The following is a 19,507-nucleotide window of genomic DNA, read 5'->3' on the forward strand; positions in this document are numbered from 1 at the left end:
TGCGCATTCTCCTATCGCAATAAAATATTGTTATGGTCTTCGAGAGACTGAATGGCAGCACTTTTTTGTTCATCTGTAATGGCATCTGGCCATAGCAATTCAGAAGCTTTTACAGTGCATAAGCGTGCTGTCATCACGGCACGTTGATCTGCTTGAGAGGCATCAACAGTGGCAAAAGAAATTCCAGCAGGGATTTGGCTGCCATCTGATGCTGCTGGATTAAGGGGGGCATATTTTTCTGATGCTGTAATTTTCCCCATGACAGTTCCTGCTTCAATGAAGGCTCCTGATGCAAAAACCACTTCTTCGTTTGACATATCCGTATCGTAGGGTCCAAGATAAGCGCCATTGCGTACGTCTTCATAAATAATATTATTCATTTTATTGCCCTCCAAGCTGTGTTCCATTTTGTATGAATTTTTGCCTTACTCGTTTCATCACTGTGAGGAACCGTGGGTGATAATTTAAAAGATGAACTTTTCGAGACAGCAGCAGTTAAAACAACATTTTTTGCTTTCTCAACATTCATGCCGCTTTTAATGGCTTTTGCGGCATCAAAAGAAACGCCTAGGCGCTTTGCTTGCCTTTCAAGGTTTATCAGTGCCTTGCCACGTTTTCTTTCCTTTTCAAGAGCAGCTTTTATGCTTTCTTGTTTATCTTCGTCCTCATCTTCGTCTTCGTTTTCTTCTTCATCGTCAAAGACTTCGGCATCTTCGTCAATGTCGCTCTCGTCCTCTTCATCTTCATCTTCGTTGATGATGTCGACAATTTTTTCATCATCCTCTTCTTGGGCGCGGTATTGTGTGCGTGCCATGTGTTTTTTCCTTCTTTTGTTGCTGTTGGGGTTTGTGATATGGAAGCCGTTAAGGCTTCCAAAGCTTGCGCAAGGGTACCCTGCGCATCTGCTAATCCAAGCTCTAAAGCTTGGGTGCCTATAAAAGTTTCTGCTTTTGTGTCACGAATTGCGTCCGCACTCAGAGGTCTGTTTTTTGCAACCCAATCGACAAACATTTCGTAGAGCAGGGCGCAATCGGCTTGCATTTTTATCTGTGCTGTATCGCTCAAGGGTTCGTGAGGATTGCCATGCGTTTTGTGATCACCTTCAAAAACGAAGGTCCATTTAAGCCCGTGTTTCTCATCTGCACGGGATTGGTCAAGATGAGCGCAAACAACCCCAATCGAGCCCACAACACCCGTGCGGGCAACCCATATTTGAGAAGCCGCACAAGCAATGGCATAAGCCGCTGAACAAGCAAATTCATTGGCATGCGCCCAAATGGGTTTATTGTATTGTTTTGAAAGGGTTTGAAACTCTTCAACCAAATCAAAGATGCCACCTGCTTCTCCACCACCACTGTCAATATCAAGTAAGACAGCCTTCACATCAGGCTGTGCCATGGCTTCACGAAAGGAAGCTCTTAACCCTTCATAAGAAGTCAATCCCGATAAAGCTCCAAGCCATGCACCGCGGCGTACAAGCGTGCCATGAACCGGTATTATAGCAACATTGTTTTGCACCACATAGGTTTCTGGTGGTCTTAAAGCTTCTGTACTCCCTTGCGAATAAGCTTCAATGGGAAACTTTTCACTTGCAAAAAGCCGTGGAGCAAGAGCATTGAGAATAATATCAAGCTTTGTGGAGGCAAGCATGTGTGGAACTCCAAAAAGCCGTGATGCCAAAAACGGCATGTCGAGATTATTCACCATTTGTCTGCGCCTTACTGTCTTGGTTGTTTTCATAAGTCTCAGAAGTCTCTGAATCTTCATCACCAATCGCTTGATTTTCACCAGAAGGCGCTGCCATATCCGTGTCAAAAGATAAGCCGCGTGCACGAGCGTCTGTGTGCTCTTCTTCAAGTTCGGCATGAATGCTGTCGATATCAAAGCCACGCTCGGCAAGTGCCATGCGTCGTGTTTTCAAGCCTGCACGAATTTCTTCTTTTTCCGCTGAGATATCCTTGTTTGGATCAATCATTTCAAGCGGGGATGCAAAGCTTTCACATTGCAGCCATGGCAAGGAATTTTCTTCCCACCCTGGCAAATTGACACATCCAGAAAGCACTGCCATTTCAACAAAACGTTCCCAAACAATGCGGTTAAACTGAAAGGCGATGATATGTTCACGCCATTGTTTGACATGCCGTCTAAACTGAATGATAGAGGTTCGCACATTGGAAAAATTCCCCCGCGTAACGTCTCCAGTCACAACGGCATAAGGCATATTGAGAGCCGAGCAAATTTTTGAAATATTGCGAAATTGGAAAGCCTCATAAGAACCTCCAACCTCAACAGGGTTAGAGAATGTAACCTCTTTATTCTCTCCTAAATAAAGAGATGCACCGGGTGCAATGGCAGGTGCTTCGTATTCTTCTTCAACGTCGTTTTTATCACGATTATCGGATAATTTTGCGACGTTTGGGGAATTGTCCTTGACAAACGCTGCGAAAAGAGCCGCCGTCCTTTTTCGATCAAGTTCTGCATCATCATAGGATTCGAGTTGAAAGATCTTTGTCATACAGCGCGTTATTTTGGGAGAACCGCGCAATTGTCCGGCAATCCGGCGTTCTTTGATATGAAGGACCATTTCAGTAGGCACACGTATGCGCTCTTGGCTCTTAAAGGCTCTGTTTGCAGGACAATCATCATAGGGATGATGTTCCCAGAAATGATAAGCAACGCGCTTACCACTGGCATCGAATTCAATTCCCATACGAATGTAATTGCCTTCAATTTCAGCAGGTCCATTATAGGTGAGATCCAGCATTTCAGTAGGATAAACTTGCAACTGAAGAGGCACACCAGAGCGCCCATAAAGGTCAACATAATGCAATCTTACAAAGCATTCGCCGGTTAAAAAGACCTCTCGTGCAATGGTTGCTTGCAGCCCATAAAAGCTGGCATCTTCGTCGTAGTCTGCTTCATCAGCCCATTGCCACCATAAGTCTAAAAGCTTTTTCTTTTCTTCTTGAAAACCTTCAATACGAGGATAGGGTTTAATCCCATCACTAACAGCCGCAGAGACCCATTCTTCTGTTGCAGACCCATAAAGAGATTCATTATCATAGAGCCATCTTGAACGAGCAACAATGGTATCACCGCATTCTTCAATCGCTTTATTGATATGTTTCTTTGCGGGGTCAAAACCACCCATACGGCGGCTTTTGCTTGCCGCTTCAAAATGGGGATTGTGTTGACGAGAAATTTTAAAAAAGCCCGTGAGTTTATTGATAAAGCCAGCCATTAATAGCCTCGTGATATATTAAAATAGAAAACGCGTGAACGCTTGCGCCCTTCAAGGTTGGCTATTTGTGTGTTCAGCATCTCAAGCGCTCTGCGCAGTTCCTCAACAGAGCGGTTGCTTACTTGCTTATCGCCATGGCGCACCGATTGTGCTCCCGAATAAAGAGCTTCTTCAATTTGTTCACGCCGCCTTTTTAAACTTTCCAGTCTGTTAATTTTGCTGTTAAATTGTCCTAAAGTTTCATCCACAAATTACCTCCAATCCCCTCGCATATAAGGATTCATCACTGTTCTGGATTGTTTCCTTTGAGGTTTTGCTATCTGAGATCTTCTTGGAGAAGTGAATGAAGAAATCCCAGATGTTGGTTGCTCTACAGAACCTTCAATTTTAAGTTTTTCCAAACGCTCTTCTAAGATATCAACTTCTCGATTAAGGTTTATTCCCGCCGAAATCAGACCTTGTAAAGCCGCATAAGCATAGACCCTACAATCCAAGGCTTCATTTCTTGCCTTTTCGCTTTTTTGCCATTCAATACGCTTGAAGCCTTTGAAATATTTGATGACTTTTCTTTCAGCGGTTAGCTGGTCAAAATATTCCTGGTCAAGGCTTTTGTGAAAGTGTGTTGCACCAGCCCCCGTTGCTTCAGGACCCGATTTTTTAAACCGTGCTGTAATGATATCTTTCGCGGCATCAACCCCAACAATATAAAGATTAATCTGTCCTTTATTGTTTTTGCTTGGTCGGCGTGGCCATACCGCACGCCATCCCGCTTGCCCCTTAATCCCCCAAATGCGCCGCCCCTCACGCGGGCGCACATAATTATAAACCGCCTGTGTATGTCCACCACCGGTATCAATACAAGCTGCTGTTATCCTAATCCCCTCTTTATAGCCTGGATGTGGCCAGCGTTTTGCAAGATATTCATCCAATTGGTCCCACACTTCAAAAGAAGAGGGATCACCAAGGATCACTTGATAATCAATATGCCAACTTTCTTCACTACGCCCCCATCCCACCACTTCAAGCTCTAAACGGTCATTTTGCACATCAATGCCTGCTGTCAACACGACGGCTTGTTCTGGTGCAAGGGGATACTCTTCGCGTTTTGCATAGAGGCTGTCTGGATCAATAACTTCGCCTGTTCTGTCCTCCCATGGCTCTCCAAGCACTGTATTGACAAAAGGCTGTAGAAGAGCTGGATCATCTTTGGCATTTAAAAACTCTCTTGCACATTCCCCCCATGTAAGCCAAGGAGAATAGAGTGCCGAAATATGATAAGAACGCAAATTGGGTCTGCTTGACTCACTGGTTGGGACCCAGCATGCGCCTCTTTCTTCACACATGAGATCTGTTTTTCGGTGCTCGGCATGTTCATGACCACAATGCGCACAAACAAAAACAGCTTTTTCGGGAGCCCCTTTCGGCCATTTGATTTGTGACCAAACAATCGGCTGGAGTGTACCACATGCATCACAAGGCACGTTGTAATATCGCTGGTCTCCTAGTACAAAATCCTTGGCAATACGGCTTGTGTCACGATGGGTGGGTGTGGACAATTTAAAGATCTTTCGTTGTACAAAGGTTGATGTGCGCTTTTCCGCAATCATCACTGGATCACCTTCGTTATCGACACTGAGAGGATAACCATCCACTTCATCCAAAATCAGATAACGAATGGGCATAGAACGCAGACCAGCCGCACTGTTTGCTCCTGTAAGCATCAGTGCTCCACCATCAAACTCTTTCGAAAACATGGTATTCCCACTGTCACGTGCTCGTGCTGGGGCTATGCGTTCACTTAAAACTGGACTTGCCATAATCATGGGATCAAGCCGCGTCTTTGAAAGCTTTTTGGCCGTCTCAACGGTTGGCATGACATAAAGGGCAGGTCCTGGACTATAATGAATAGCATAACCGCAGAAATTTAATCCTGCCTCTGACATGCCAACCTGCGCCCCTTTCATGACAATGGTTGTTTCAATTGGCACGTAAGAAGAAAGATTATCCATGATTTCGCGCAGATAGGGGGTCCGTTTTGTTCTCCACAGTCCAGGTTCAGCACTGGCTACCGTGCTAAGGTATCTATTCTTGTCCGCCCATTGGGAAACCGTGTATGGTGGGTCCGGTTGTCTTGCATCATTGGCATAGGCGAAAAATTCTGTAACAGCATTCTCATCCATTATTCATTCTTTGCTCGCCCCAAAAACTCTCTCATTCTGGAGGTTGAGGATCATGATAAGGAACTGGAATATGAACAGCTTCAAGCAAAGCCTTTCGTATGTAATAATCAATGGCACCGATTAGGCTTGCAGCATCACATCCAACCTGTGCGGCAATGCTTGCACCAAATCGATGAGGAAAATTCAACATAGCGTCACGGTGAGCTCTTCCAAACTCACGCGCTGCTCTCTTGACTTCTTCACGGTCAACGGTTGTTTCGCGTAAGCGTTCAAGGGCAATCTTCTCGCTTTCAAGGGCAACTTGCATTCGCTCCAGTTTAATCTTGTATTCATTGGCACCCTCTGTAGAGACTTGTTTGATCTTTGTTCGCGGTTGACCATCCGGTGCTAAAAATGGAGCAGGGCGTTTTGTTGGATTCTCATTCCAGATAGCTGTTGCAAGCGCTTCATTGACAGAACCATCTTCAAAAAGAGCTTTATCAAATTTCCCTGTCTTAAATCGAGAAACCACTGCATTAGGAGAAACACGCATCTTTTTGGCAAACGCACGAAGCGATATCCCCTCACGAACTTTCTTGGTCATAGTTGCTCCTTTCTTGGATTTCCTTCCCAATTACGAATAATTGACAATCAGGTATAATCGGGTATATATTCCGATATGCGAACGGATACACTTCAAGTCACACAAGAATTGTTGGCTTTTAAAAAAAACTTTGCGATAAGATGTGGCTACACAAAAGAAGATTTAGAAGCTGTGGATTCTCCACCATTGACAGATGAAGAGCTTGCACGCTTAAAGCCAGCTAAAGGCGTTTTACCAGCCTCCTTTTTAAAGTCTGTAACAGAAGAGCGCCGTAAACGTGGGTGAAGTCTTAAAAAAAGCAAGCGGTTGTTAAGATAACCACCTCCCCACTCTAAAAACAATGCTTTACAGTTGAAATTAAACTTCAATTGTATTACATTGAAATACAGTTGAGAGAGGAGAAGTCATTATGGCTACCAGTCGCATGGTTCAGGCACGTGTACCGGAAGAAATTCAAAATGTCGCTAGTCAAGTTATTCAAGCCTCTGGTTTGTCAGTAAGTGATGTCGTGAGAGTGTTGATGACACGTATTGCGCAAGATAAAGCTATTCCTTCTTTTTTGTTTCAACCCAATGCAGAAACCATAGCGGCTTTTGCCGAACTTGATGAAGGCAATTTAAAAAAGTTTCATTCCGTAGACGAATTATTTGATGATCTTTATGCGGACGATTGAACGTACCACCATTTTCAAACGTGATTTTAAGCGTGAAATGAAAGGGCAACATCGGCATCTTTTAGATACTGATTTACGCAAAGTCATCACAGCATTAGCAAATGATCAACCTCTAGAGATACGGTACCGTGATCATGCATTGACTGGAAATTGGAATAATTACCGAGATTGTCATATTCGACCTGATCTAGTGTTGATTTATCGCTTGATTGATCAAGACCGATTGATTTTAGTGCGTCTAGGCTCTCATTCACAACTTGATCTTTAGATCACCTCCCCATTTTGAGAACGGAGAGGGGATTTCTGTTTTTTGAATTTAAGCAACTTTTTTAATGGGGCTCTCGAAATTTGGTTCATAAGCGCGCAACAAGGAATCCATGCTATGCGGTAATTCTGAAGCTCCAAAATCTGTAAGAATTGCCAAGATCTTTGTAATATTAGGCACGTCATTTTGAAGTTTTAAAACTAGAACCTTTTCTATTGCATTCATAGTTTGAACCAGAGCACTACAATCTTTGTCGCTCACATTTTCATCATTAGAAAATTGAGATAATGCCATCCACAAATCGCATAAGAAGTTGGTATCTATTTTCATTGCACACCTCCATGAATTTGTTCTCTTAAACATGCTAATCCTCTGGAGGTAATTTTCGTTGAAGGGAGTACCTTTTCTGTACCATCAGGTCTTTGGATAGTAATAGCAGGGCAATCCATGAATCCTTTCTTGATCTTGTCCTGATAAGGCAACAGAGGTGCTCCTGGAGCACGTCGATAGACCCAATCATTTTTACGCAAGTAATTGGTTAAATCCTTAGGTCGCACTTCAAGCATCTTTGCGGCTTCTATCAAACCGAACAGCCCATCAGAACGCTTTAAACCATCAAGTGCTTTTGCCTTTGGTTCTAATTTAGCAATGATATTGTCTTTCCGCTCGTTTTCATCTTTTAAATGCGTTAAGACACCAAGCATTACTGCTGGACTGGAGTAGTCGATCGATTGAACATAGGATTGCTTTATCTCGCCCCTACGCCATGCAACAAATAACTTAATAAGCATATAACGGACTTGAGAAGATTTTTCTGTATTCGATAATGTCGCAATCAATAACGCTTGCTCTTCGTTAAGCCAATATTCTGTTACGTTATTGCCCTTTATTACGTGCGCCACAGTGGCGCACCTCCCAAACCGTTCTATTTCTTGCATATTTCTTGTAATTAATTTTCTAACGTCACGTGTACGAACAAACCCTAATTTTTCTGCTAAGTCCACATCGCGAACACGAGGCTCGTTTTCGACTTCTCGTAATTTGATTAATTTGTCTTTATTGGTAGGTAAGTATGTGCTATTATTCATTGTAATTGACCTCTTTCAGGTTAGTTAGATGTAAAGCGTTAGAGAGAGTTTTTGCTGACTTATGCTCTAGCGCTTTTTCTTTTTTGAGAATGTTAATTATTTCAGATGAAAGAGAGCGATCATTCTCAGTCGCCCGATTAAACAACCACTCCTTTAATGTATGTGGCATATTTATTTTATATTGGATCGTTTTCATTTTACCTCCATATGCACATATTCAGTACCATAAAGGTACCTTGTGTCAAGTGTATTTTAGGTATATTTTAGGTGCATGACAAAAAAAGATCGTGTGCAATTTAAATTTCTCATTCCAATTGAACTGAAAAATCAATTGGAAGAGCTTGCGGAAGCAAATCATCGTAGCCTTACGGGTGAAATTCTTGCTCGTTTAGAAGATTCTATCCGCACTACCGTTACATTAAATCACCTACTGGCAATGAATTCAGAAGATCTCAAAAAGCTCCTTGAACAACCACTCGTGAATAAAAAAAAATAAGATGCCACACATAGCCCCCTCAAAACGCTTTAAGCCTTCAAGCGCTTCTGCTTTTGATGCTAATTCGGCAATAACATGGTCTTTCTGTTCTATTTGACTTTGTAAGTGATTTAAGACACCAAGTAATGCTTCAGGTTTCGAATAGTCAACTTGTGGTGTGGCTACTTGTTGTTCTAATTCTTGCCAGCGGTCTATGATTTTTGCTCGTAAGGCAGTGCTGTAACCCGAAACAAGAATTAAACATTCACGTTTGGGTAGGTTATAACAGTTTTGAGGCTTACCTTGTTTATCTAAATAGGTGGATCCAAATTTGGATTGACCCCCTTCAGGGTATAGTTCTCCTAACATTTGCCGAATATCACGCATGATATGAGCGTGTTGTTTACCACACAACTCAGCAATTTCACGACTAGACATAGTCTGAGTAACAGCACTATTAGCAGTGCTTTCTTTAATTTCTATAAGTGTGTTCACTGTGAACTCCTTGGTAATAGAGGTTTTCTATCGACACTCTAAAAGAGTGCCGGGTGCTAGAAAACACGGTACCAAGTCCGTCGTCACACCTTTCCCGTGAGGGTATTGTATAGTGTAACTACACCCGACAAGACCGTTATATGCTACAGCATATAATGAGTCAAAATCTTTAATGTTCAGAAGACTGATTATTTCGGCAACCAATCCGCTTGGTATTTTAAGGTGTTTTCTAGGCACCTGATTCGACAATAGATATAATGATACTGTCTTGTCAAGTGATAAAAAACTTTTTCTAAAAAATAATCCCATATTGTACAGTAACATACTGAAATTGTTATTTATCAATGAGTTAAGTGTACAATGTACAGTCAATTTGAAAATTCTGTCGCTAGCGATAGTTTGCGCTCGCCTGCCCCGCAACGAAGCCAACCCGCTGGGAAGTACCTTTTGAGTTGATTTTATTGATTTTTTTATGAAAAAAACAAAGCATAAGTGATAATCTGTTTTTAAAATTGTAATAAGAATATGTAATGCCTAAACTCATAAGAATATGGAATATATAGATAAAGCTTGAGAACATGATCTAGCCTTTTTTATTAGCAGCGTATTCTTGACGAGAAAGTTGTCTCTGTATGTTTTTGGTTAATCTTTCATTGGCATATTGTGCAATAGCACTTGCAATCTCTGGCTTGGACATCACTTTAGCAATTGAAGGTCCTTCTTGTTTTGCAATGGGAAATTTATCTCCATCCGCTCTTTGAAATACATTACCATTCAGCTTTTTTAATTCAACACGCTTTGGAAAACTGCCTCCCTTGATAAAACCATGGGGTAAGATTTCTTTCTTTCCAAACAGTGTGTAAGTTACGCCGCGTTTTGTTTCGTTTACTTTAAAAAATTTAAGAGGTATTGGTGTTCCAGAACCAATGATATCTGTCTCAAGAAACCTTGCTGTCGCCTTTTCTTTAATATAAATACCTTGCTTAACACGCTTTGATTTGGCTGATGAGATGTCGGCAATTTGCTTTTCAGTAAAGCGTTCAACTTGTTTTGCTGCAGTGTTTAGAGGCCCAATTGAGGCGAGGGGCTTGAAGGCTTGTGAAGGTATCTTTTGCCTGTTGAAGATACCATTTTTGGTGGATGATTAACTTCAACTTTTAAGCCTTTTTTGGGGTAGGTGTTGATGGCTTGGAAGTTTTAGGTGTTTTGGGTTGTTCGAGTGGAATTTCCTCAGCTGCTGATTCAGTTGATGTTTGTACGGCTTCTTGTTCTATCTGCTTAATTTGTTCAACTACCTTGTCAGGTTTTATTTTTGTTTTAACATCAACAAAAGGTTTAGCAGCATTTGCACGCTTGAGACGTGCGTAGACTTGATTGGAAATCTCCACAAATGGATTATTGGGAGTTGAAGTTTCAAAACGAACAGTGCTTTTATTATCGCCAACAACACACATTGGCTTGGTGATGATTGCTTTCATCATTGCTCCTTTTGAGTCATAATTAATGACATAATTAGTCAAATATTGATTTTTATTTTGTGAAAAATTAATTAGCCAGAATTAGCAAGAAAACAGGGCTTTCTAGCCACGCTTCAAGTTGACATTTTGCTGAATTTTTGGGGATATTTTTGAATTTTAGACGCAATACGACTACTGCCATGCTGTCATTAAATACGATTTTTTACACTATGTCAACAAAAAAATCATGATCTTGTATTTTTTTTATTTTTTTACCTAAATATGGTGTTTTAAAAGATGTTCTTTATTTTCCTTTAATACAACATTTATGTTGCATTGAAACATTTTAGATGTTATATTATTATAATGAATAGTCAAGAATTGAAAAGATATCTTACAAAGCATGGTTGCAGTTTTACTTCAGGGAAGGGAGGGCATTTGCTTGTAAAGCGTGGTTCTAAAAAGTCCGTTTTACCTATGCATGGTACGCGAAAAGAATTAGGAACAGGATTAGTCCAGAAGATTCTTAAAGATCTTGACCTAAAATAAGCCTGAATATGGAGGTGTAAATGAAATATGCAATCAAATTTATCAAAGATGACAATGATACTCTTCTAGTCGTCTCTAAAGACTTTCAGGAATTTATTACCTATGGTAACGATGAAAAAGAAGCTTTGGAACAGGCTAAAAATGCACTTTTAACAGTCATTATGGGGCGTTTCCAAGATCGTGAATTTATTCCCTTTGGACATCGTGATATTGCCTATCCTTTTGTTGAAGTATCTTCATTGGTGACTTTAAAAATTGCAATACATAACGCTATGATTGAAAAAAACTTACGCAAAGCTGATCTCGTACGTCTTTTAAAACTTCATCCAATACAAATTGACCGATTGTTGGATTTAAACCACGCAACCAAATTAGATGCCTTAGAATCTACTCTCATTGCTCTTGGAAAAGAGATCTCTATTAATATTCAAAATGCTGCTTGAATTTAGCGGTTTTGTGTAAAATGCTTATGAAGCGCATTAAGAACGACACACAGTGAATTAACAAGATATGGTAACGATTGCTCTTCTACAACAACGTATTGTAGTGCGGCATAAAGATTATGCTGTCTATAAAGGCATTGTGCTTCTTTTAGCACCTCTTTCATTGCTTCATAGTAATGAGTAGTTTTTTCAATCCATTGTTTTTTTGCCTCTTCATTTAAAGATGGAGTAAAGTCATCATAAATTGCATTTGGTAAGGCTTTTGCACAGAGGTAATTATTTCTCACTTCAAGATATTTTTGTGCAGCATCATACTGATCTTGATTAATCACACCTTGCAGATAAAGCTGTCCGATATAGGTAGCCGAAAGCGGATTTTTAGCATCTTCTATGGTCAAACCAAATCGCTTGGCACGCATTTCAATTGCCAATTTATCAATCGGTTCACGCGGTATTTTTGCTCGCGAGATACGACCATTGGGTTCTCTGAGACATCCATTAATACGAGGACGTCCACGTTTTGCACGTTTTTTTCTTTTTGTCATATTTTTTTCAATCAGAATGGTATGCTATCATTATTAATGAGTGCACTATGATCAGCAGCCCCTGAAGCGATAGCATAATTTTGAGAAGTAATAGGTGAAGGGGTAGGGGATGCCGATTGATCTTTTTTGGCATCAAGCAAATACAACTCGCCTTTGAATTGTGGTAAGACAATCTCTGTTGTATAACGGTCATGCCCATTTTTATCTTGCCATTTGCGTGTCTGTAATTTTCCTTCTATGTAAACCTTTGAACCTTTGTTGAGATATTGAAGTGCAATTTTTGCTAAATGTGGATTAAAAACCACAATGGAGTGCCATTCCGTTTTATCTATTTTTTGATTGGTCTTTTTATCAGTATAGCTTTCAGAAGTTGCTATACTAAAATTGACTATTTCAGCTCCAGAAGTCATGGTTTTGCTTTCGGGGTTAGCACCGAGGCGTCCTATTAATGTCACTTTGTTTAGCATGTTTTTTGTTACCTTAAATTTGTATTTAAATATGTAAAAAATCTTAGCATAATTTTATTATTTTTTCAATTATTTCAGTTAATTAATCACAGTTTTTTAAAGTATTACTTTATAATCTTATTTGATAAACTCACTCAATAGCTGTGTTATAAAAAGGCAAGGCTTTTTTGCTTGATTTATTATTGACAATCGAACCTTTTTGTGCGATATTGGTTTTATCAAATTAAGGGGAGGCTAAATGAAACGAGAAGCGCTGCTTAGAGAGTTACGCAAAGAAGCCAGAAAAAGAGGTCTTCATTACAGTGAAGCTCCAGATGCAGGCAAAGGGTCACATTATTTGGTAACTTTTGGAGACAAAACAACTGTTATAAAATCGGGTGAATTAACGCCACTTTACGTGAAGATAATAAAAAAACAATTGGGAATATGAAACTCGTATTTCATACGTTTTTAATTTTTCGTTTCAAAAATATTTTGATCATAGTGAGGAGACCTAAACATGGAATATACGTATCAAGCAAAATTTGAAACTGATCCGGATGGTGGTTTTATTGTGACTTTTCCAGATGTACCTGAAGCAATAACAGCTGGAGAAAATAGAGTAGAGGCATTAGAGAATGCTGTTGAAGCTTTAGGGTTGGCATTACGGAGCTATTCTATGCGCGGTCTGCCTTTGCCTACACCACGGCAGTACAAAGACCTTGTAGAAGTTACGGTAGATGCGTGGAATGCTCTTAAGCTCGCAGTGGTAGAAGCCTTTAATGAAGCGAATATTACAAAAACAGAATTGGCACATCGTTTGGGTAAAAAAGAAACAGAAGCAAGACGCATTCTTGACCCCAATTATCCAACTAAGCTTCAAACTTTAGAGCAAGCACTGAGTGTTCTCGGCAAGCAAGTCGTTATTACAATAAAAAACGCGGCTTAACTATCTCCTCGCCTTTGAAGACGAGAAGATAAAATCATGTTTTTAAATCTAAGCAGCTTTTACAACAGATTTTTCTAAAACCTGTTTTGCTTCTTCAATGAGTGTTTTATACTGTTTGCTTTCTTCTACCAATGTAAAGGCTTTAACAAGATGCATGTGGAGAGGGCCATAAATGTAAACAGCCTTTTTAGTTGGAGACATTTTATCCCAATCTTTTGGAAAATCAAAGCGTGTATCACGGTCATTATCAACAGATTGGCTTTTTAACTTTTTTTCACACTCGATAAAGTAACGACGAGCTTGTCTGCCTTTCTCGTTGCGTTCAACCATGGAAAGCTCTTTTGCCATATCTAAAGTGAGATGGTATTCTATTACTGTAACAGCTCTAGATTTTGCGCTTCCCAATTTTGGGAACCGCAAATCTTGTGTTTTTATGAAGTCTTTACCTTCTTCAAATGTATATTGATTAATACGATCCGTAATCCAAGTAGCGAAACGTTTTCCTATTTCCATGAATGCGTGTAACTCACGAGCATTGACCGTTTGCACAATTTCTTGTTCAATAATTTTTTCTGATATTTTAATAAGAGTGTTCATAATATTGGTTCCTTTGTTTTAAAAGTTTAAGTATCCAGGGCTAAAACAACCGAACCAATTCAGTCCTTCACATCTTTAGGTTACCCTTGGACATACATGTGAAGACCCTGGACAAAATTTCTTATGATGGGCAACAGATCTTTCGGGATACTATTGAACCGATTGGTTACAGGTGTTTTAAGCCTGCTTCGTAACCTAATGGCTTTTAAAAATTTGTCAAGTTGTTCCTGATATGAGTTAGCATCTAATCATTGTTTTTTCAGAAGCTTCTGAAAATTTTTTGATCTCTCTGTTGATCTCGTCTATAAGAGGCTCGTAATTGAGAACGCTTTTCGGAATATTCCCACCGTAAACCCACGCTTTCACTTGCGCTTTGGTACTAAAATCCGCATTTTCTGGTGTGGTATAATACTGACCGCCATCAAACTTTTCACACTCTCTTGTACCGTCTTCATATTCGTAGAGGTTGTAAAAATACTCCTCTGCTCCATCTCCCCAAGGAACATACCCAACAGCCGTTGCAACCCACTTTTTTTGCATAGGCTGTTTATGATTTGTTAAGAACAGTTGTTTTAAAATTTCCATGTTTTTAGTCCATAATTTTACCAATAGGTTAATTTACCTTAAATTTGACCGTACAGAGCGTTTTATATTACTGGTGTTTTTCATCATAAAATATTTAAATCGCTTTGTACGGTACATTTTTGATGATTTAAACGCATATCTAATCACAAAACCATCAGCACTTTTCACTAGTTTGCTGTTTTAAGCTGCTTTTGAATTGCTACTGTTATGTTGCTCTTCACTAGGCTTGCCTATTCTCATGCATGAAATGCGCTTGCCTCCTAAGGCTAGGTTACGCGTATTTTCAACAGCGATAAAAACCTTCTCAGCAACACCATAAAGCCCGCTTTCTAAATCACGACAATACTGCACCAGATCAGCACATGAGGGGACAAAGGTTGTTGACATACCTTTTGCCTCACCACGGATCAGATTTTTAACAGCTTGCAACAAAGACCAAAGTGAGATGCCGTTAAGAGCCGCGATATAAGCCTTTGCACGTGCCTCTGGATTTGAAACTTTTTGCATTGTCAAACCGCCTTCAAGCACATCAAGAGCCTCTGCAATATCTTCAACAGACGCTTTCAAGGAAAGTAAGTTTTGAACTGTCTGATAAGCTTCTAAAGCTTGTTCCTCTAGGGCTGGTGTCAATTCCATGCCACTGATCAAGGTCCAAGGATAATCCCTTGTTACGCATTGCGCCATCTGATCTGCACTGTTTTGAAGCGGATTCACTAAAGCTCTACGGATAAGGTTACGGATTGTTTCTCCGGTACCACCACAAGTTTTTTGTTCTTTTGAAAAGTTTCCATTGTTTCCACCACTGTTGTTTGTGTTTTTCGTTTTCTCTAAATCATCAACCGCCTTGCGTACCCAGTTACGCCATGTTGCTTGCCAATCGGTTTTGGTTGCATTGGCTCCGGCTTTTGAACGCCAGTAATCTCGAAACTTTGCGATTTCGACTTTCACACGCTCTGAAGGCAAACCCGCTTCGATTGCAAAATCGTAATCGGGTTCGAAATCATCCGGTAATCGACAGCCCCGATTAGCTTTTGACCGCTTAGCTTTTTTCGGAACGCTTGTCTGCTCGTGAATGGGAGATTGGTTATCTGCTATCGTTTCGTTTTGCTCTGATGTGGTCTCAACAGCAGCAACCTCGATTGGCTCTTGAACCAAATCAGTGATTTCTAAATCTTCAAAATCAATTTCTTTTTTTGATAAAACGATAGTTTTATTTTTTATATATATATTATTCTTATTCTGGTTCTTTATAGCTAGATTTTGCTTGTCGTTTGCTTCAGCAAAATTATTAACATGTTGTTTTGTATTGTTTTTTGCTTGTGCACCTTTTTTGCCAGCCTCACTACGAACTTGTGATATATGCTCTTTTTTATCAGCAAAATCGTTTAGCTCTTCTTCAACGCGCGTATTCCACAATCCTTTATCTGTCTCAACAAGTTTATCATTCCTCATTAAGTATTCGACAATAGCTGCAAATTTTTTCTGCGAACAATTGCAAGCACGTGCAAGCGTTTCAAAATCTTCTTTAATTGGTGCTTTTTTATCGTACATGCGAACGAGAAGCGTCATATAAGCGCCCCTTTGCTCTAACGTCATTCCATCTGTACCACTTATCCAGTCATACAAATGGAATCTTATCCATGGCATACCATTAGACATGCGCATCCCCTTTTTTTATTAAATATAAATGAGTGATCATAATCCCCCCCTTAAGGCTGTTGCCTATTTATATGTGCGCGTATGGTGGCGCGTAATCTATTAATTTGGTCTCTTTATTTAATGCCTGTTTAAGAGTGTGAAGGGTGCTGTTGCTGTTCATTATTATCTGTATGAGCAGCAATAAAAGCAGAACTAGAGCTAGAACTATCCTTCAACTTTTGCAGCTTTAGATAATTTATTACGGAGATAGATCCTCTTTTTTCCCACTTGCAAACAGCTGCTTGAGTTACACCAAGCATTTTCGCCATTTCTGATTGTGTCCAATTAAATTTGCCCCGTATTGACTTAGTCAAATTCTTAAAATCTTCTCGTTGATCCATTTACAAGCTCCAATTACAGCTTTGTCTTATTTTATTCATATAATTATAGTTATATAAAGTCAATGAAATTTATCTTTATCAACGATAAAAAAATAAGGTAAGCAGAAGTATGAGTAATAAATCTAATATTATAAACACATTAAAAAAGATTTTGACCGAGTTTAACTTAACGCAAGAAGATGTAGCCAAACGGCTAAACGTAACACAAGCTTCAGTGTCTAAGTGGTTAAAAGATTCTGATCCACGCGGCTCTAATAGAGATGCCATTTTAGAATTATATAAAGAACTAAAAGGGGATAATCACTTCACAACTTTTGTTCCTCTTATGGGGTATATTGGAGCAGGAACACAGATAGATCCAAGTTTTGAACAAATCCCTGAAGATGGTCTTGAACAAGTAGAAATTCCTTTTGCTTTACCTGATGATATGGTTGCTTTTGAAGTTAAAGGAGATTCTATGATTCCAGCCTATAAAGATGGAGATATGGTTATCGTAAGACGGCGCCAAATTAAAACAATAGAATCCTTTTTTGGCAAAGAAGCCGTTATTTTAACACATGATAATAAAAGATATATAAAGCAGATTAGCAGGGGCATGAATGGTGAAATAGATCTGCTTTCTTGGAATGCCTTACCTATTAAGAATGTTAAAATTGTGTGGGTTGGAGAAATATTTGCTATTTTGCCAATAAGTTCTTACAGCAAGATGATTCGGACTTATCGCTAATTATCCTCCCCTCTTATTCAGCAAGATATTATAATATTTTTTATAAAAATATAATTTTTTATAATTTTTTGCTTGCTGTTTTATAATTATAGTTATATAAGTAATTATACAAACCACGCACAAACAATCGCCAAGAGGCGTTAGGGAGGAAAAATTATGGATAAGCCAATTCTTATAAATTCCAATGAAATTTTATTAGTTTCCTACGATGATAATCAAAACATTGCAGAGTCTGGACCACTTGATGCAAGCCAAATTCTAAGCATTATTGACGAGGCAAATGATGCAATTCAAATCTTTCGCGTCAATCCTTCTGAAAAAAGTTGCGAAGATATTTCTGAAGAAATTGCAGAAGCATATGTAAAAGAAAATATTGAACATCTCCATGAGGATAGTGAGGTTCATTACTTTGTACGTGAAAGTAATGCTTACCATGATCTTTTATCTGAGTTAGCAGAAGAAAAATATAATGATGAGGTCTACGGGACCTACGAACAACAACACCGTTTGCGTCCTTGTGATGTGCTTTAAATTCTGAGGGCGTATTTAAAAGCGCCCCCTTTCATTCATCAATCCCACCCAATATGAGGTCCGTAATGGAAAAGCTAATTGCTATCCAGCAAAATACAAACAAACACGAAACAATTCCAACCATGTCTAGCATTGAAATTGCAGAGTTATGCGGTAAAAGACATGGCCATGTAATGCAAGATATTCGTAAACTATTTAGCGAACTTAAAATCGACCTGAGTAATTTTGCTGGATTATACAAAGATTCAACAGGTCGTACTCTTCCTTGTTATCATCTTCCTAAACGTGAATCTCTTATTGTCATTTTAGGTTATAACACTGTGTTACGCGCAAAAATCATAGATTATTGGAAAAAATTAGAAGAGCAAGCAGCTAATCCCCAAATCGATTTTTCGAGACCTGAAATACGAGCAGCTATCATGATGCATCTTAAAAATAAAATTAAACAGACTGCATAGGAGTTCATCATGAACACTCTCATAGAGATTAAAGAACAAATCATTGATCAGGAAATAGTTCAGACAGTAAATGCACGTGATCTGCATGCATTCTTAGAGGCAAAACGTGACTTTTCAAATTGGATTAAGGACCGTATTACCAGATACAATTTTATAGAAGGACAAGACTTTGTAAAAACACAAGATTTGCGGTCGCCAAATTTGGCGAGCGCAAAATCTAGGGCTGTTATCGCGATTAACTACTATCTCACACTCGATAGAGCCAAAGAACTTTCTATGCTTGAGAACAATCAGAAAGGGAGAGAAGCCCGTTTATACTTTATCGAATGTGAAAAGCGTGTAAAGCAAGTAGTAACACCACAAATCGACTATTCAAGTCCAAAGGCTATGATTGGCTTTTTGAATTACCTACAAGGTCAAATAGATCAAAAAGACACCATCATTGAAGATTTAACACCAAAAGCCATGGCTCTTGAAAGCTTACAACGTCATGACGGACTGTTTAGTCTTACAGAAACCGCTAAAATACTTGAGATGCAACCAAAACAATTCATTCTCTTCTTACAGCAAAAAGGTTGGGTTTACAGACGAGCAGTAGGTGGAAATTTGCTACCGTATCAAGACAAAATCCAAAAGAAACTTATGGATTGTCCAACTATCACACTTCAAACCGCAAATGGAATAGAAAAGGTCATTCCTTGCGCAAAAATCACCACAAAAGGTATGGGGCTGCTGTCTCAAGAGCTTAAAAGACAAAGCATGCATTAAGAGGAGGTTATTATGATAAAAAAGAAATATAAACTCACTGATGAAACAATCAAAATTGATGGAATAACGCTTTATCGCATACGCGCCTTAAAAGATTTTGATGATGTCAAAGAAGGCGACCTTGGAGGCTTTGTCGAGAGTGAATGGAATCTTAGCCATGATGATAATTGCTGGGTTGGAGGCAATGCTTGTATTTATCAAAATGCATATATCTCTGAAAATGCGAAGGTTTATGATGATGCCGAAGTTTATAATAACGCAAAAGTTCGTGGTAATGCCATAGTAGCCGGCGATACAGCATTTTATGGAAGTGACGCTATTTTAAGGTAGGGGGATAAATCATGGAAAAGAAATACGAACTTACTGATGAAATAAAAGAATTTTATGATGCAAGAACCGATAAAAGTAAAAAA

Annotated in this window: 31 protein-coding genes and 2 pseudogenes; 13 read left to right on the forward strand and 20 right to left on the reverse strand. The window is 39.3% G+C overall.

What is annotated here, in order from left to right:
• Positions 1-11 precede the first annotated feature (11 nt).
• The 7 genes from ACFIMQ_RS07375 to ACFIMQ_RS07405 are packed head-to-tail and all read right to left on the reverse strand — an operon-like array spanning position 12 to position 6,004.
• Positions 12-380 (reverse strand): head decoration protein, encoded by a 369-nt coding sequence (locus ACFIMQ_RS07375; RefSeq protein WP_375607153.1) that lies wholly within the window; start codon positions 378-380, stop codon positions 12-14.
• Positions 377-757 carry a hypothetical protein gene (locus tag ACFIMQ_RS07380; protein WP_375703725.1) on the reverse strand — a complete coding sequence of 127 codons (381 nt, stop codon included), beginning with the start codon at positions 755-757 and terminating at the stop codon, positions 377-379. Before ACFIMQ_RS07380 ends, ACFIMQ_RS07375 begins: the two co-directional genes overlap by 4 nt.
• Entirely contained in the window at positions 640-1,707 is a 1,068-nt protein-coding gene (locus tag ACFIMQ_RS07385; RefSeq protein WP_375703712.1) for a S49 family peptidase, read from the reverse strand. The genes ACFIMQ_RS07380 and ACFIMQ_RS07385 overlap by 118 nt, the downstream gene beginning before the upstream one ends.
• Positions 1,697-3,241, reverse strand: a complete 1,545-nt coding sequence (locus ACFIMQ_RS07390) for a phage portal protein (RefSeq protein WP_375703713.1) — start codon at positions 3,239-3,241, stop codon at positions 1,697-1,699. Before ACFIMQ_RS07390 ends, ACFIMQ_RS07385 begins: the two co-directional genes overlap by 11 nt.
• On the reverse strand, positions 3,241-3,489 hold the full coding sequence (locus ACFIMQ_RS07395) for a phage head-tail joining protein (protein ID WP_375610732.1): 249 nt from the start codon (positions 3,487-3,489) through the stop codon (positions 3,241-3,243). The genes ACFIMQ_RS07390 and ACFIMQ_RS07395 overlap by 1 nt, the downstream gene beginning before the upstream one ends.
• 3 nt (positions 3,490-3,492) lie before the next feature.
• A complete protein-coding gene (locus tag ACFIMQ_RS07400; protein WP_375703714.1) occupies positions 3,493-5,421 on the reverse strand; it encodes a phage terminase large subunit family protein in 1,929 nt (642 codons plus the stop codon).
• A gap of 31 nt (positions 5,422-5,452) precedes the next feature.
• On the reverse strand, positions 5,453-6,004 hold the full coding sequence (locus tag ACFIMQ_RS07405) for a hypothetical protein (protein WP_375616753.1): 552 nt from the start codon (positions 6,002-6,004) through the stop codon (positions 5,453-5,455).
• 75 nt (positions 6,005-6,079) lie between these two features.
• Here ACFIMQ_RS07405 and ACFIMQ_RS07410 point away from each other — a divergent pair, with 75 nt between their 5' ends.
• The 3 genes from ACFIMQ_RS07410 (at position 6,080) to ACFIMQ_RS07420 (ending at position 6,945) form a co-directional block, all read left to right on the forward strand.
• Entirely contained in the window at positions 6,080-6,289 is a 210-nt protein-coding gene (locus ACFIMQ_RS07410; protein WP_375703715.1) for a hypothetical protein, read from the forward strand.
• Positions 6,290-6,413: 124 nt separating this feature from the next.
• Positions 6,414-6,677, forward strand: a complete 264-nt coding sequence (locus tag ACFIMQ_RS07415; RefSeq protein ID WP_039757918.1) for a type II toxin-antitoxin system RelB/DinJ family antitoxin — start codon at positions 6,414-6,416, stop codon at positions 6,675-6,677.
• Complete coding sequence (locus ACFIMQ_RS07420; protein ID WP_375628921.1) at positions 6,664-6,945, forward strand: type II toxin-antitoxin system YafQ family toxin; 282 nt, start codon at positions 6,664-6,666, stop codon at positions 6,943-6,945. The genes ACFIMQ_RS07415 and ACFIMQ_RS07420 overlap by 14 nt, the downstream gene beginning before the upstream one ends.
• Positions 6,946-6,993: 48 nt before the next feature.
• On the opposite strand, the gene ACFIMQ_RS07425 is transcribed toward ACFIMQ_RS07420, so the two are convergent.
• The 3 genes from ACFIMQ_RS07425 to ACFIMQ_RS07435 are packed head-to-tail and all read right to left on the reverse strand — an operon-like array spanning position 6,994 to position 8,226.
• A complete protein-coding gene (locus tag ACFIMQ_RS07425; protein ID WP_375628917.1) occupies positions 6,994-7,272 on the reverse strand; it encodes a hypothetical protein in 279 nt (92 codons plus the stop codon).
• The gene (locus ACFIMQ_RS07430) at positions 7,269-8,030 is read right to left on the reverse strand and encodes a phage antirepressor KilAC domain-containing protein (RefSeq protein ID WP_375703716.1); all 762 of its coding nucleotides are present in this window, start codon (positions 8,028-8,030) and stop codon (positions 7,269-7,271) included. Before ACFIMQ_RS07430 ends, ACFIMQ_RS07425 begins: the two co-directional genes overlap by 4 nt.
• Positions 8,023-8,226 carry an Arc family DNA-binding protein gene (locus ACFIMQ_RS07435; RefSeq protein WP_004859798.1) on the reverse strand — a complete coding sequence of 68 codons (204 nt, stop codon included), beginning with the start codon at positions 8,224-8,226 and terminating at the stop codon, positions 8,023-8,025. The genes ACFIMQ_RS07430 and ACFIMQ_RS07435 overlap by 8 nt, the downstream gene beginning before the upstream one ends.
• 75 nt (positions 8,227-8,301) lie before the next feature.
• Here ACFIMQ_RS07435 and ACFIMQ_RS07440 point away from each other — a divergent pair, with 75 nt between their 5' ends.
• The gene (locus ACFIMQ_RS07440; RefSeq protein WP_375628914.1) at positions 8,302-8,526 is read left to right on the forward strand and encodes an Arc family DNA-binding protein; all 225 of its coding nucleotides are present in this window, start codon (positions 8,302-8,304) and stop codon (positions 8,524-8,526) included.
• On the opposite strand, the gene ACFIMQ_RS07445 is transcribed toward ACFIMQ_RS07440, so the two are convergent.
• From ACFIMQ_RS07445 to ACFIMQ_RS07455, 3 genes and pseudogenes are all read right to left on the reverse strand, one after another.
• Complete coding sequence (locus ACFIMQ_RS07445; protein WP_375680959.1) at positions 8,473-9,000, reverse strand: Rha family transcriptional regulator; 528 nt, start codon at positions 8,998-9,000, stop codon at positions 8,473-8,475. The two genes, ACFIMQ_RS07440 and ACFIMQ_RS07445, sit on opposite strands and share 54 nt — an antisense overlap.
• A 583-nt stretch (positions 9,001-9,583) precedes the next feature.
• A pseudogene (locus ACFIMQ_RS07450) lies at positions 9,584-10,154 on the reverse strand (hypothetical protein).
• Positions 10,155-10,157: 3 nt separating this feature from the next.
• Positions 10,158-10,478, reverse strand: coding sequence for a hypothetical protein (locus tag ACFIMQ_RS07455; protein ID WP_375607176.1), 321 nt, complete (start codon positions 10,476-10,478; stop codon positions 10,158-10,160).
• Positions 10,479-10,823: 345 nt separating this feature from the next.
• On the opposite strand from ACFIMQ_RS07455, the gene ACFIMQ_RS07460 reads away from it, so the two are divergent.
• Positions 10,824-11,006, forward strand: a complete 183-nt coding sequence (locus ACFIMQ_RS07460; protein ID WP_019220217.1) for a type II toxin-antitoxin system HicA family toxin — start codon at positions 10,824-10,826, stop codon at positions 11,004-11,006.
• A 20-nt stretch (positions 11,007-11,026) separates the two neighbouring features.
• Entirely contained in the window at positions 11,027-11,449 is a 423-nt protein-coding gene (locus ACFIMQ_RS07465) for a type II toxin-antitoxin system HicB family antitoxin (RefSeq protein WP_375607163.1), read from the forward strand.
• A gap of 2 nt (positions 11,450-11,451) precedes the next feature.
• Here the strand turns inward: ACFIMQ_RS07465 and ACFIMQ_RS07470 are convergent, their stop codons facing one another.
• The gene (locus ACFIMQ_RS07470) at positions 11,452-11,994 is read right to left on the reverse strand and encodes a hypothetical protein (protein WP_375703717.1); all 543 of its coding nucleotides are present in this window, start codon (positions 11,992-11,994) and stop codon (positions 11,452-11,454) included.
• Between the two features lie 11 nt (positions 11,995-12,005).
• Positions 12,006-12,461 (reverse strand): single-stranded DNA-binding protein, encoded by a 456-nt coding sequence (ssb, locus tag ACFIMQ_RS07475; protein WP_375703718.1) that lies wholly within the window; start codon positions 12,459-12,461, stop codon positions 12,006-12,008.
• A 238-nt stretch (positions 12,462-12,699) separates the two neighbouring features.
• Here ssb and ACFIMQ_RS07480 point away from each other — a divergent pair, with 238 nt between their 5' ends.
• Entirely contained in the window at positions 12,700-12,891 is a 192-nt protein-coding gene (locus tag ACFIMQ_RS07480) for a hypothetical protein (RefSeq protein WP_038473479.1), read from the forward strand.
• Positions 12,892-12,960: 69 nt separating this feature from the next.
• The gene (locus ACFIMQ_RS07485) at positions 12,961-13,389 is read left to right on the forward strand and encodes a type II toxin-antitoxin system HicB family antitoxin (protein WP_375633209.1); all 429 of its coding nucleotides are present in this window, start codon (positions 12,961-12,963) and stop codon (positions 13,387-13,389) included.
• A 48-nt stretch (positions 13,390-13,437) separates the two neighbouring features.
• On the opposite strand, the gene ACFIMQ_RS07490 is transcribed toward ACFIMQ_RS07485, so the two are convergent.
• From ACFIMQ_RS07490 to ACFIMQ_RS07510, 5 genes and pseudogenes are all read right to left on the reverse strand, one after another.
• The gene (locus ACFIMQ_RS07490; protein ID WP_375633208.1) at positions 13,438-13,986 is read right to left on the reverse strand and encodes an antA/AntB antirepressor family protein; all 549 of its coding nucleotides are present in this window, start codon (positions 13,984-13,986) and stop codon (positions 13,438-13,440) included.
• A gap of 237 nt (positions 13,987-14,223) precedes the next feature.
• A complete protein-coding gene (locus ACFIMQ_RS07495; protein WP_375703719.1) occupies positions 14,224-14,571 on the reverse strand; it encodes a hypothetical protein in 348 nt (115 codons plus the stop codon).
• A 180-nt stretch (positions 14,572-14,751) separates the two neighbouring features.
• Positions 14,752-15,207 carry a hypothetical protein gene (locus tag ACFIMQ_RS07500; RefSeq protein ID WP_375703720.1) on the reverse strand — a complete coding sequence of 152 codons (456 nt, stop codon included), beginning with the start codon at positions 15,205-15,207 and terminating at the stop codon, positions 14,752-14,754.
• Positions 15,122-16,230: pseudogene (locus ACFIMQ_RS07505) on the reverse strand (YdaU family protein). Before ACFIMQ_RS07505 ends, ACFIMQ_RS07500 begins: the two are co-directional and overlap by 86 nt.
• A gap of 128 nt (positions 16,231-16,358) precedes the next feature.
• Positions 16,359-16,610 carry a helix-turn-helix transcriptional regulator gene (locus ACFIMQ_RS07510; protein WP_375703721.1) on the reverse strand — a complete coding sequence of 84 codons (252 nt, stop codon included), beginning with the start codon at positions 16,608-16,610 and terminating at the stop codon, positions 16,359-16,361.
• A gap of 109 nt (positions 16,611-16,719) precedes the next feature.
• Here ACFIMQ_RS07510 and ACFIMQ_RS07515 point away from each other — a divergent pair, with 109 nt between their 5' ends.
• From ACFIMQ_RS07515 to ACFIMQ_RS07535, 5 genes are all read left to right on the forward strand, one after another.
• Positions 16,720-17,337 carry a helix-turn-helix transcriptional regulator gene (locus ACFIMQ_RS07515; protein ID WP_375607534.1) on the forward strand — a complete coding sequence of 206 codons (618 nt, stop codon included), beginning with the start codon at positions 16,720-16,722 and terminating at the stop codon, positions 17,335-17,337.
• A 156-nt stretch (positions 17,338-17,493) separates the two neighbouring features.
• Entirely contained in the window at positions 17,494-17,868 is a 375-nt protein-coding gene (locus tag ACFIMQ_RS07520; RefSeq protein WP_375703722.1) for a hypothetical protein, read from the forward strand.
• 122 nt (positions 17,869-17,990) lie between these two features.
• Positions 17,991-18,326, forward strand: a complete 336-nt coding sequence (locus ACFIMQ_RS07525; RefSeq protein WP_375635163.1) for a Rha family transcriptional regulator — start codon at positions 17,991-17,993, stop codon at positions 18,324-18,326.
• A 9-nt stretch (positions 18,327-18,335) separates the two neighbouring features.
• On the forward strand, positions 18,336-19,094 hold the full coding sequence (locus tag ACFIMQ_RS07530; RefSeq protein WP_375703723.1) for an antA/AntB antirepressor family protein: 759 nt from the start codon (positions 18,336-18,338) through the stop codon (positions 19,092-19,094).
• A gap of 12 nt (positions 19,095-19,106) precedes the next feature.
• Positions 19,107-19,424 (forward strand): hypothetical protein, encoded by a 318-nt coding sequence (locus ACFIMQ_RS07535; protein WP_375607465.1) that lies wholly within the window; start codon positions 19,107-19,109, stop codon positions 19,422-19,424.
• The last annotated feature ends 83 nt before the right edge of the window (positions 19,425-19,507 follow it).

This window comes from Bartonella sp. AD13SXNS, assembly GCF_042196465.1.
In the GTDB taxonomy this organism is placed as follows: Bacteria; Pseudomonadota; Alphaproteobacteria; order Rhizobiales; family Rhizobiaceae; genus Bartonella.

Excerpts from the sequence above, each read along its gene's own strand:
- ACFIMQ_RS07400 (WP_375703714.1), bottom strand. The coding sequence starts at position 5,421 with ATGGATGAGAATGCTGTTACAGAATTTTTCGCCTATGCCAATGATGCA.
- ssb (WP_375703718.1), bottom strand. The coding sequence starts at position 12,461 with ATGCTAAACAAAGTGACATTAATAGGACGCCTCGGTGCTAACCCCGAA.
- ACFIMQ_RS07465 (WP_375607163.1), top strand. The coding sequence starts at position 11,027 with ATGAAATATGCAATCAAATTTATCAAAGATGACAATGATACTCTTCTA.
- ACFIMQ_RS07530 (WP_375703723.1), top strand. The coding sequence starts at position 18,336 with ATGAACACTCTCATAGAGATTAAAGAACAAATCATTGATCAGGAAATA.
- ACFIMQ_RS07535 (WP_375607465.1), top strand. The coding sequence starts at position 19,107 with ATGATAAAAAAGAAATATAAACTCACTGATGAAACAATCAAAATTGAT.
- ACFIMQ_RS07480 (WP_038473479.1), top strand. The coding sequence starts at position 12,700 with ATGAAACGAGAAGCGCTGCTTAGAGAGTTACGCAAAGAAGCCAGAAAA.
- ACFIMQ_RS07520 (WP_375703722.1), top strand. The coding sequence starts at position 17,494 with ATGGATAAGCCAATTCTTATAAATTCCAATGAAATTTTATTAGTTTCC.
- ACFIMQ_RS07485 (WP_375633209.1), top strand. The coding sequence starts at position 12,961 with ATGGAATATACGTATCAAGCAAAATTTGAAACTGATCCGGATGGTGGT.
- ACFIMQ_RS07455 (WP_375607176.1), bottom strand. The coding sequence starts at position 10,478 with ATGAAAGCAATCATCACCAAGCCAATGTGTGTTGTTGGCGATAATAAA.
- ACFIMQ_RS07415 (WP_039757918.1), top strand. The coding sequence starts at position 6,414 with ATGGCTACCAGTCGCATGGTTCAGGCACGTGTACCGGAAGAAATTCAA.
- ACFIMQ_RS07410 (WP_375703715.1), top strand. The coding sequence starts at position 6,080 with ATGCGAACGGATACACTTCAAGTCACACAAGAATTGTTGGCTTTTAAA.
- ACFIMQ_RS07435 (WP_004859798.1), bottom strand. The coding sequence starts at position 8,226 with ATGAAAACGATCCAATATAAAATAAATATGCCACATACATTAAAGGAG.
- ACFIMQ_RS07525 (WP_375635163.1), top strand. The coding sequence starts at position 17,991 with ATGTCTAGCATTGAAATTGCAGAGTTATGCGGTAAAAGACATGGCCAT.
- ACFIMQ_RS07495 (WP_375703719.1), bottom strand. The coding sequence starts at position 14,571 with ATGGAAATTTTAAAACAACTGTTCTTAACAAATCATAAACAGCCTATG.
- ACFIMQ_RS07385 (WP_375703712.1), bottom strand. The coding sequence starts at position 1,707 with ATGGTGAATAATCTCGACATGCCGTTTTTGGCATCACGGCTTTTTGGA.
- ACFIMQ_RS07490 (WP_375633208.1), bottom strand. The coding sequence starts at position 13,986 with ATGAACACTCTTATTAAAATATCAGAAAAAATTATTGAACAAGAAATT.
- ACFIMQ_RS07375 (WP_375607153.1), bottom strand. The coding sequence starts at position 380 with ATGAATAATATTATTTATGAAGACGTACGCAATGGCGCTTATCTTGGA.
- ACFIMQ_RS07440 (WP_375628914.1), top strand. The coding sequence starts at position 8,302 with ATGACAAAAAAAGATCGTGTGCAATTTAAATTTCTCATTCCAATTGAA.
- ACFIMQ_RS07425 (WP_375628917.1), bottom strand. The coding sequence starts at position 7,272 with ATGAAAATAGATACCAACTTCTTATGCGATTTGTGGATGGCATTATCT.
- ACFIMQ_RS07420 (WP_375628921.1), top strand. The coding sequence starts at position 6,664 with ATGCGGACGATTGAACGTACCACCATTTTCAAACGTGATTTTAAGCGT.
- ACFIMQ_RS07510 (WP_375703721.1), bottom strand. The coding sequence starts at position 16,610 with ATGGATCAACGAGAAGATTTTAAGAATTTGACTAAGTCAATACGGGGC.
- ACFIMQ_RS07500 (WP_375703720.1), bottom strand. The coding sequence starts at position 15,207 with ATGGAATTGACACCAGCCCTAGAGGAACAAGCTTTAGAAGCTTATCAG.
- ACFIMQ_RS07515 (WP_375607534.1), top strand. The coding sequence starts at position 16,720 with ATGAGTAATAAATCTAATATTATAAACACATTAAAAAAGATTTTGACC.
- ACFIMQ_RS07405 (WP_375616753.1), bottom strand. The coding sequence starts at position 6,004 with ATGACCAAGAAAGTTCGTGAGGGGATATCGCTTCGTGCGTTTGCCAAA.
- ACFIMQ_RS07390 (WP_375703713.1), bottom strand. The coding sequence starts at position 3,241 with ATGGCTGGCTTTATCAATAAACTCACGGGCTTTTTTAAAATTTCTCGT.
- ACFIMQ_RS07470 (WP_375703717.1), bottom strand. The coding sequence starts at position 11,994 with ATGACAAAAAGAAAAAAACGTGCAAAACGTGGACGTCCTCGTATTAAT.
- ACFIMQ_RS07430 (WP_375703716.1), bottom strand. The coding sequence starts at position 8,030 with ATGAATAATAGCACATACTTACCTACCAATAAAGACAAATTAATCAAA.
- ACFIMQ_RS07460 (WP_019220217.1), top strand. The coding sequence starts at position 10,824 with ATGAATAGTCAAGAATTGAAAAGATATCTTACAAAGCATGGTTGCAGT.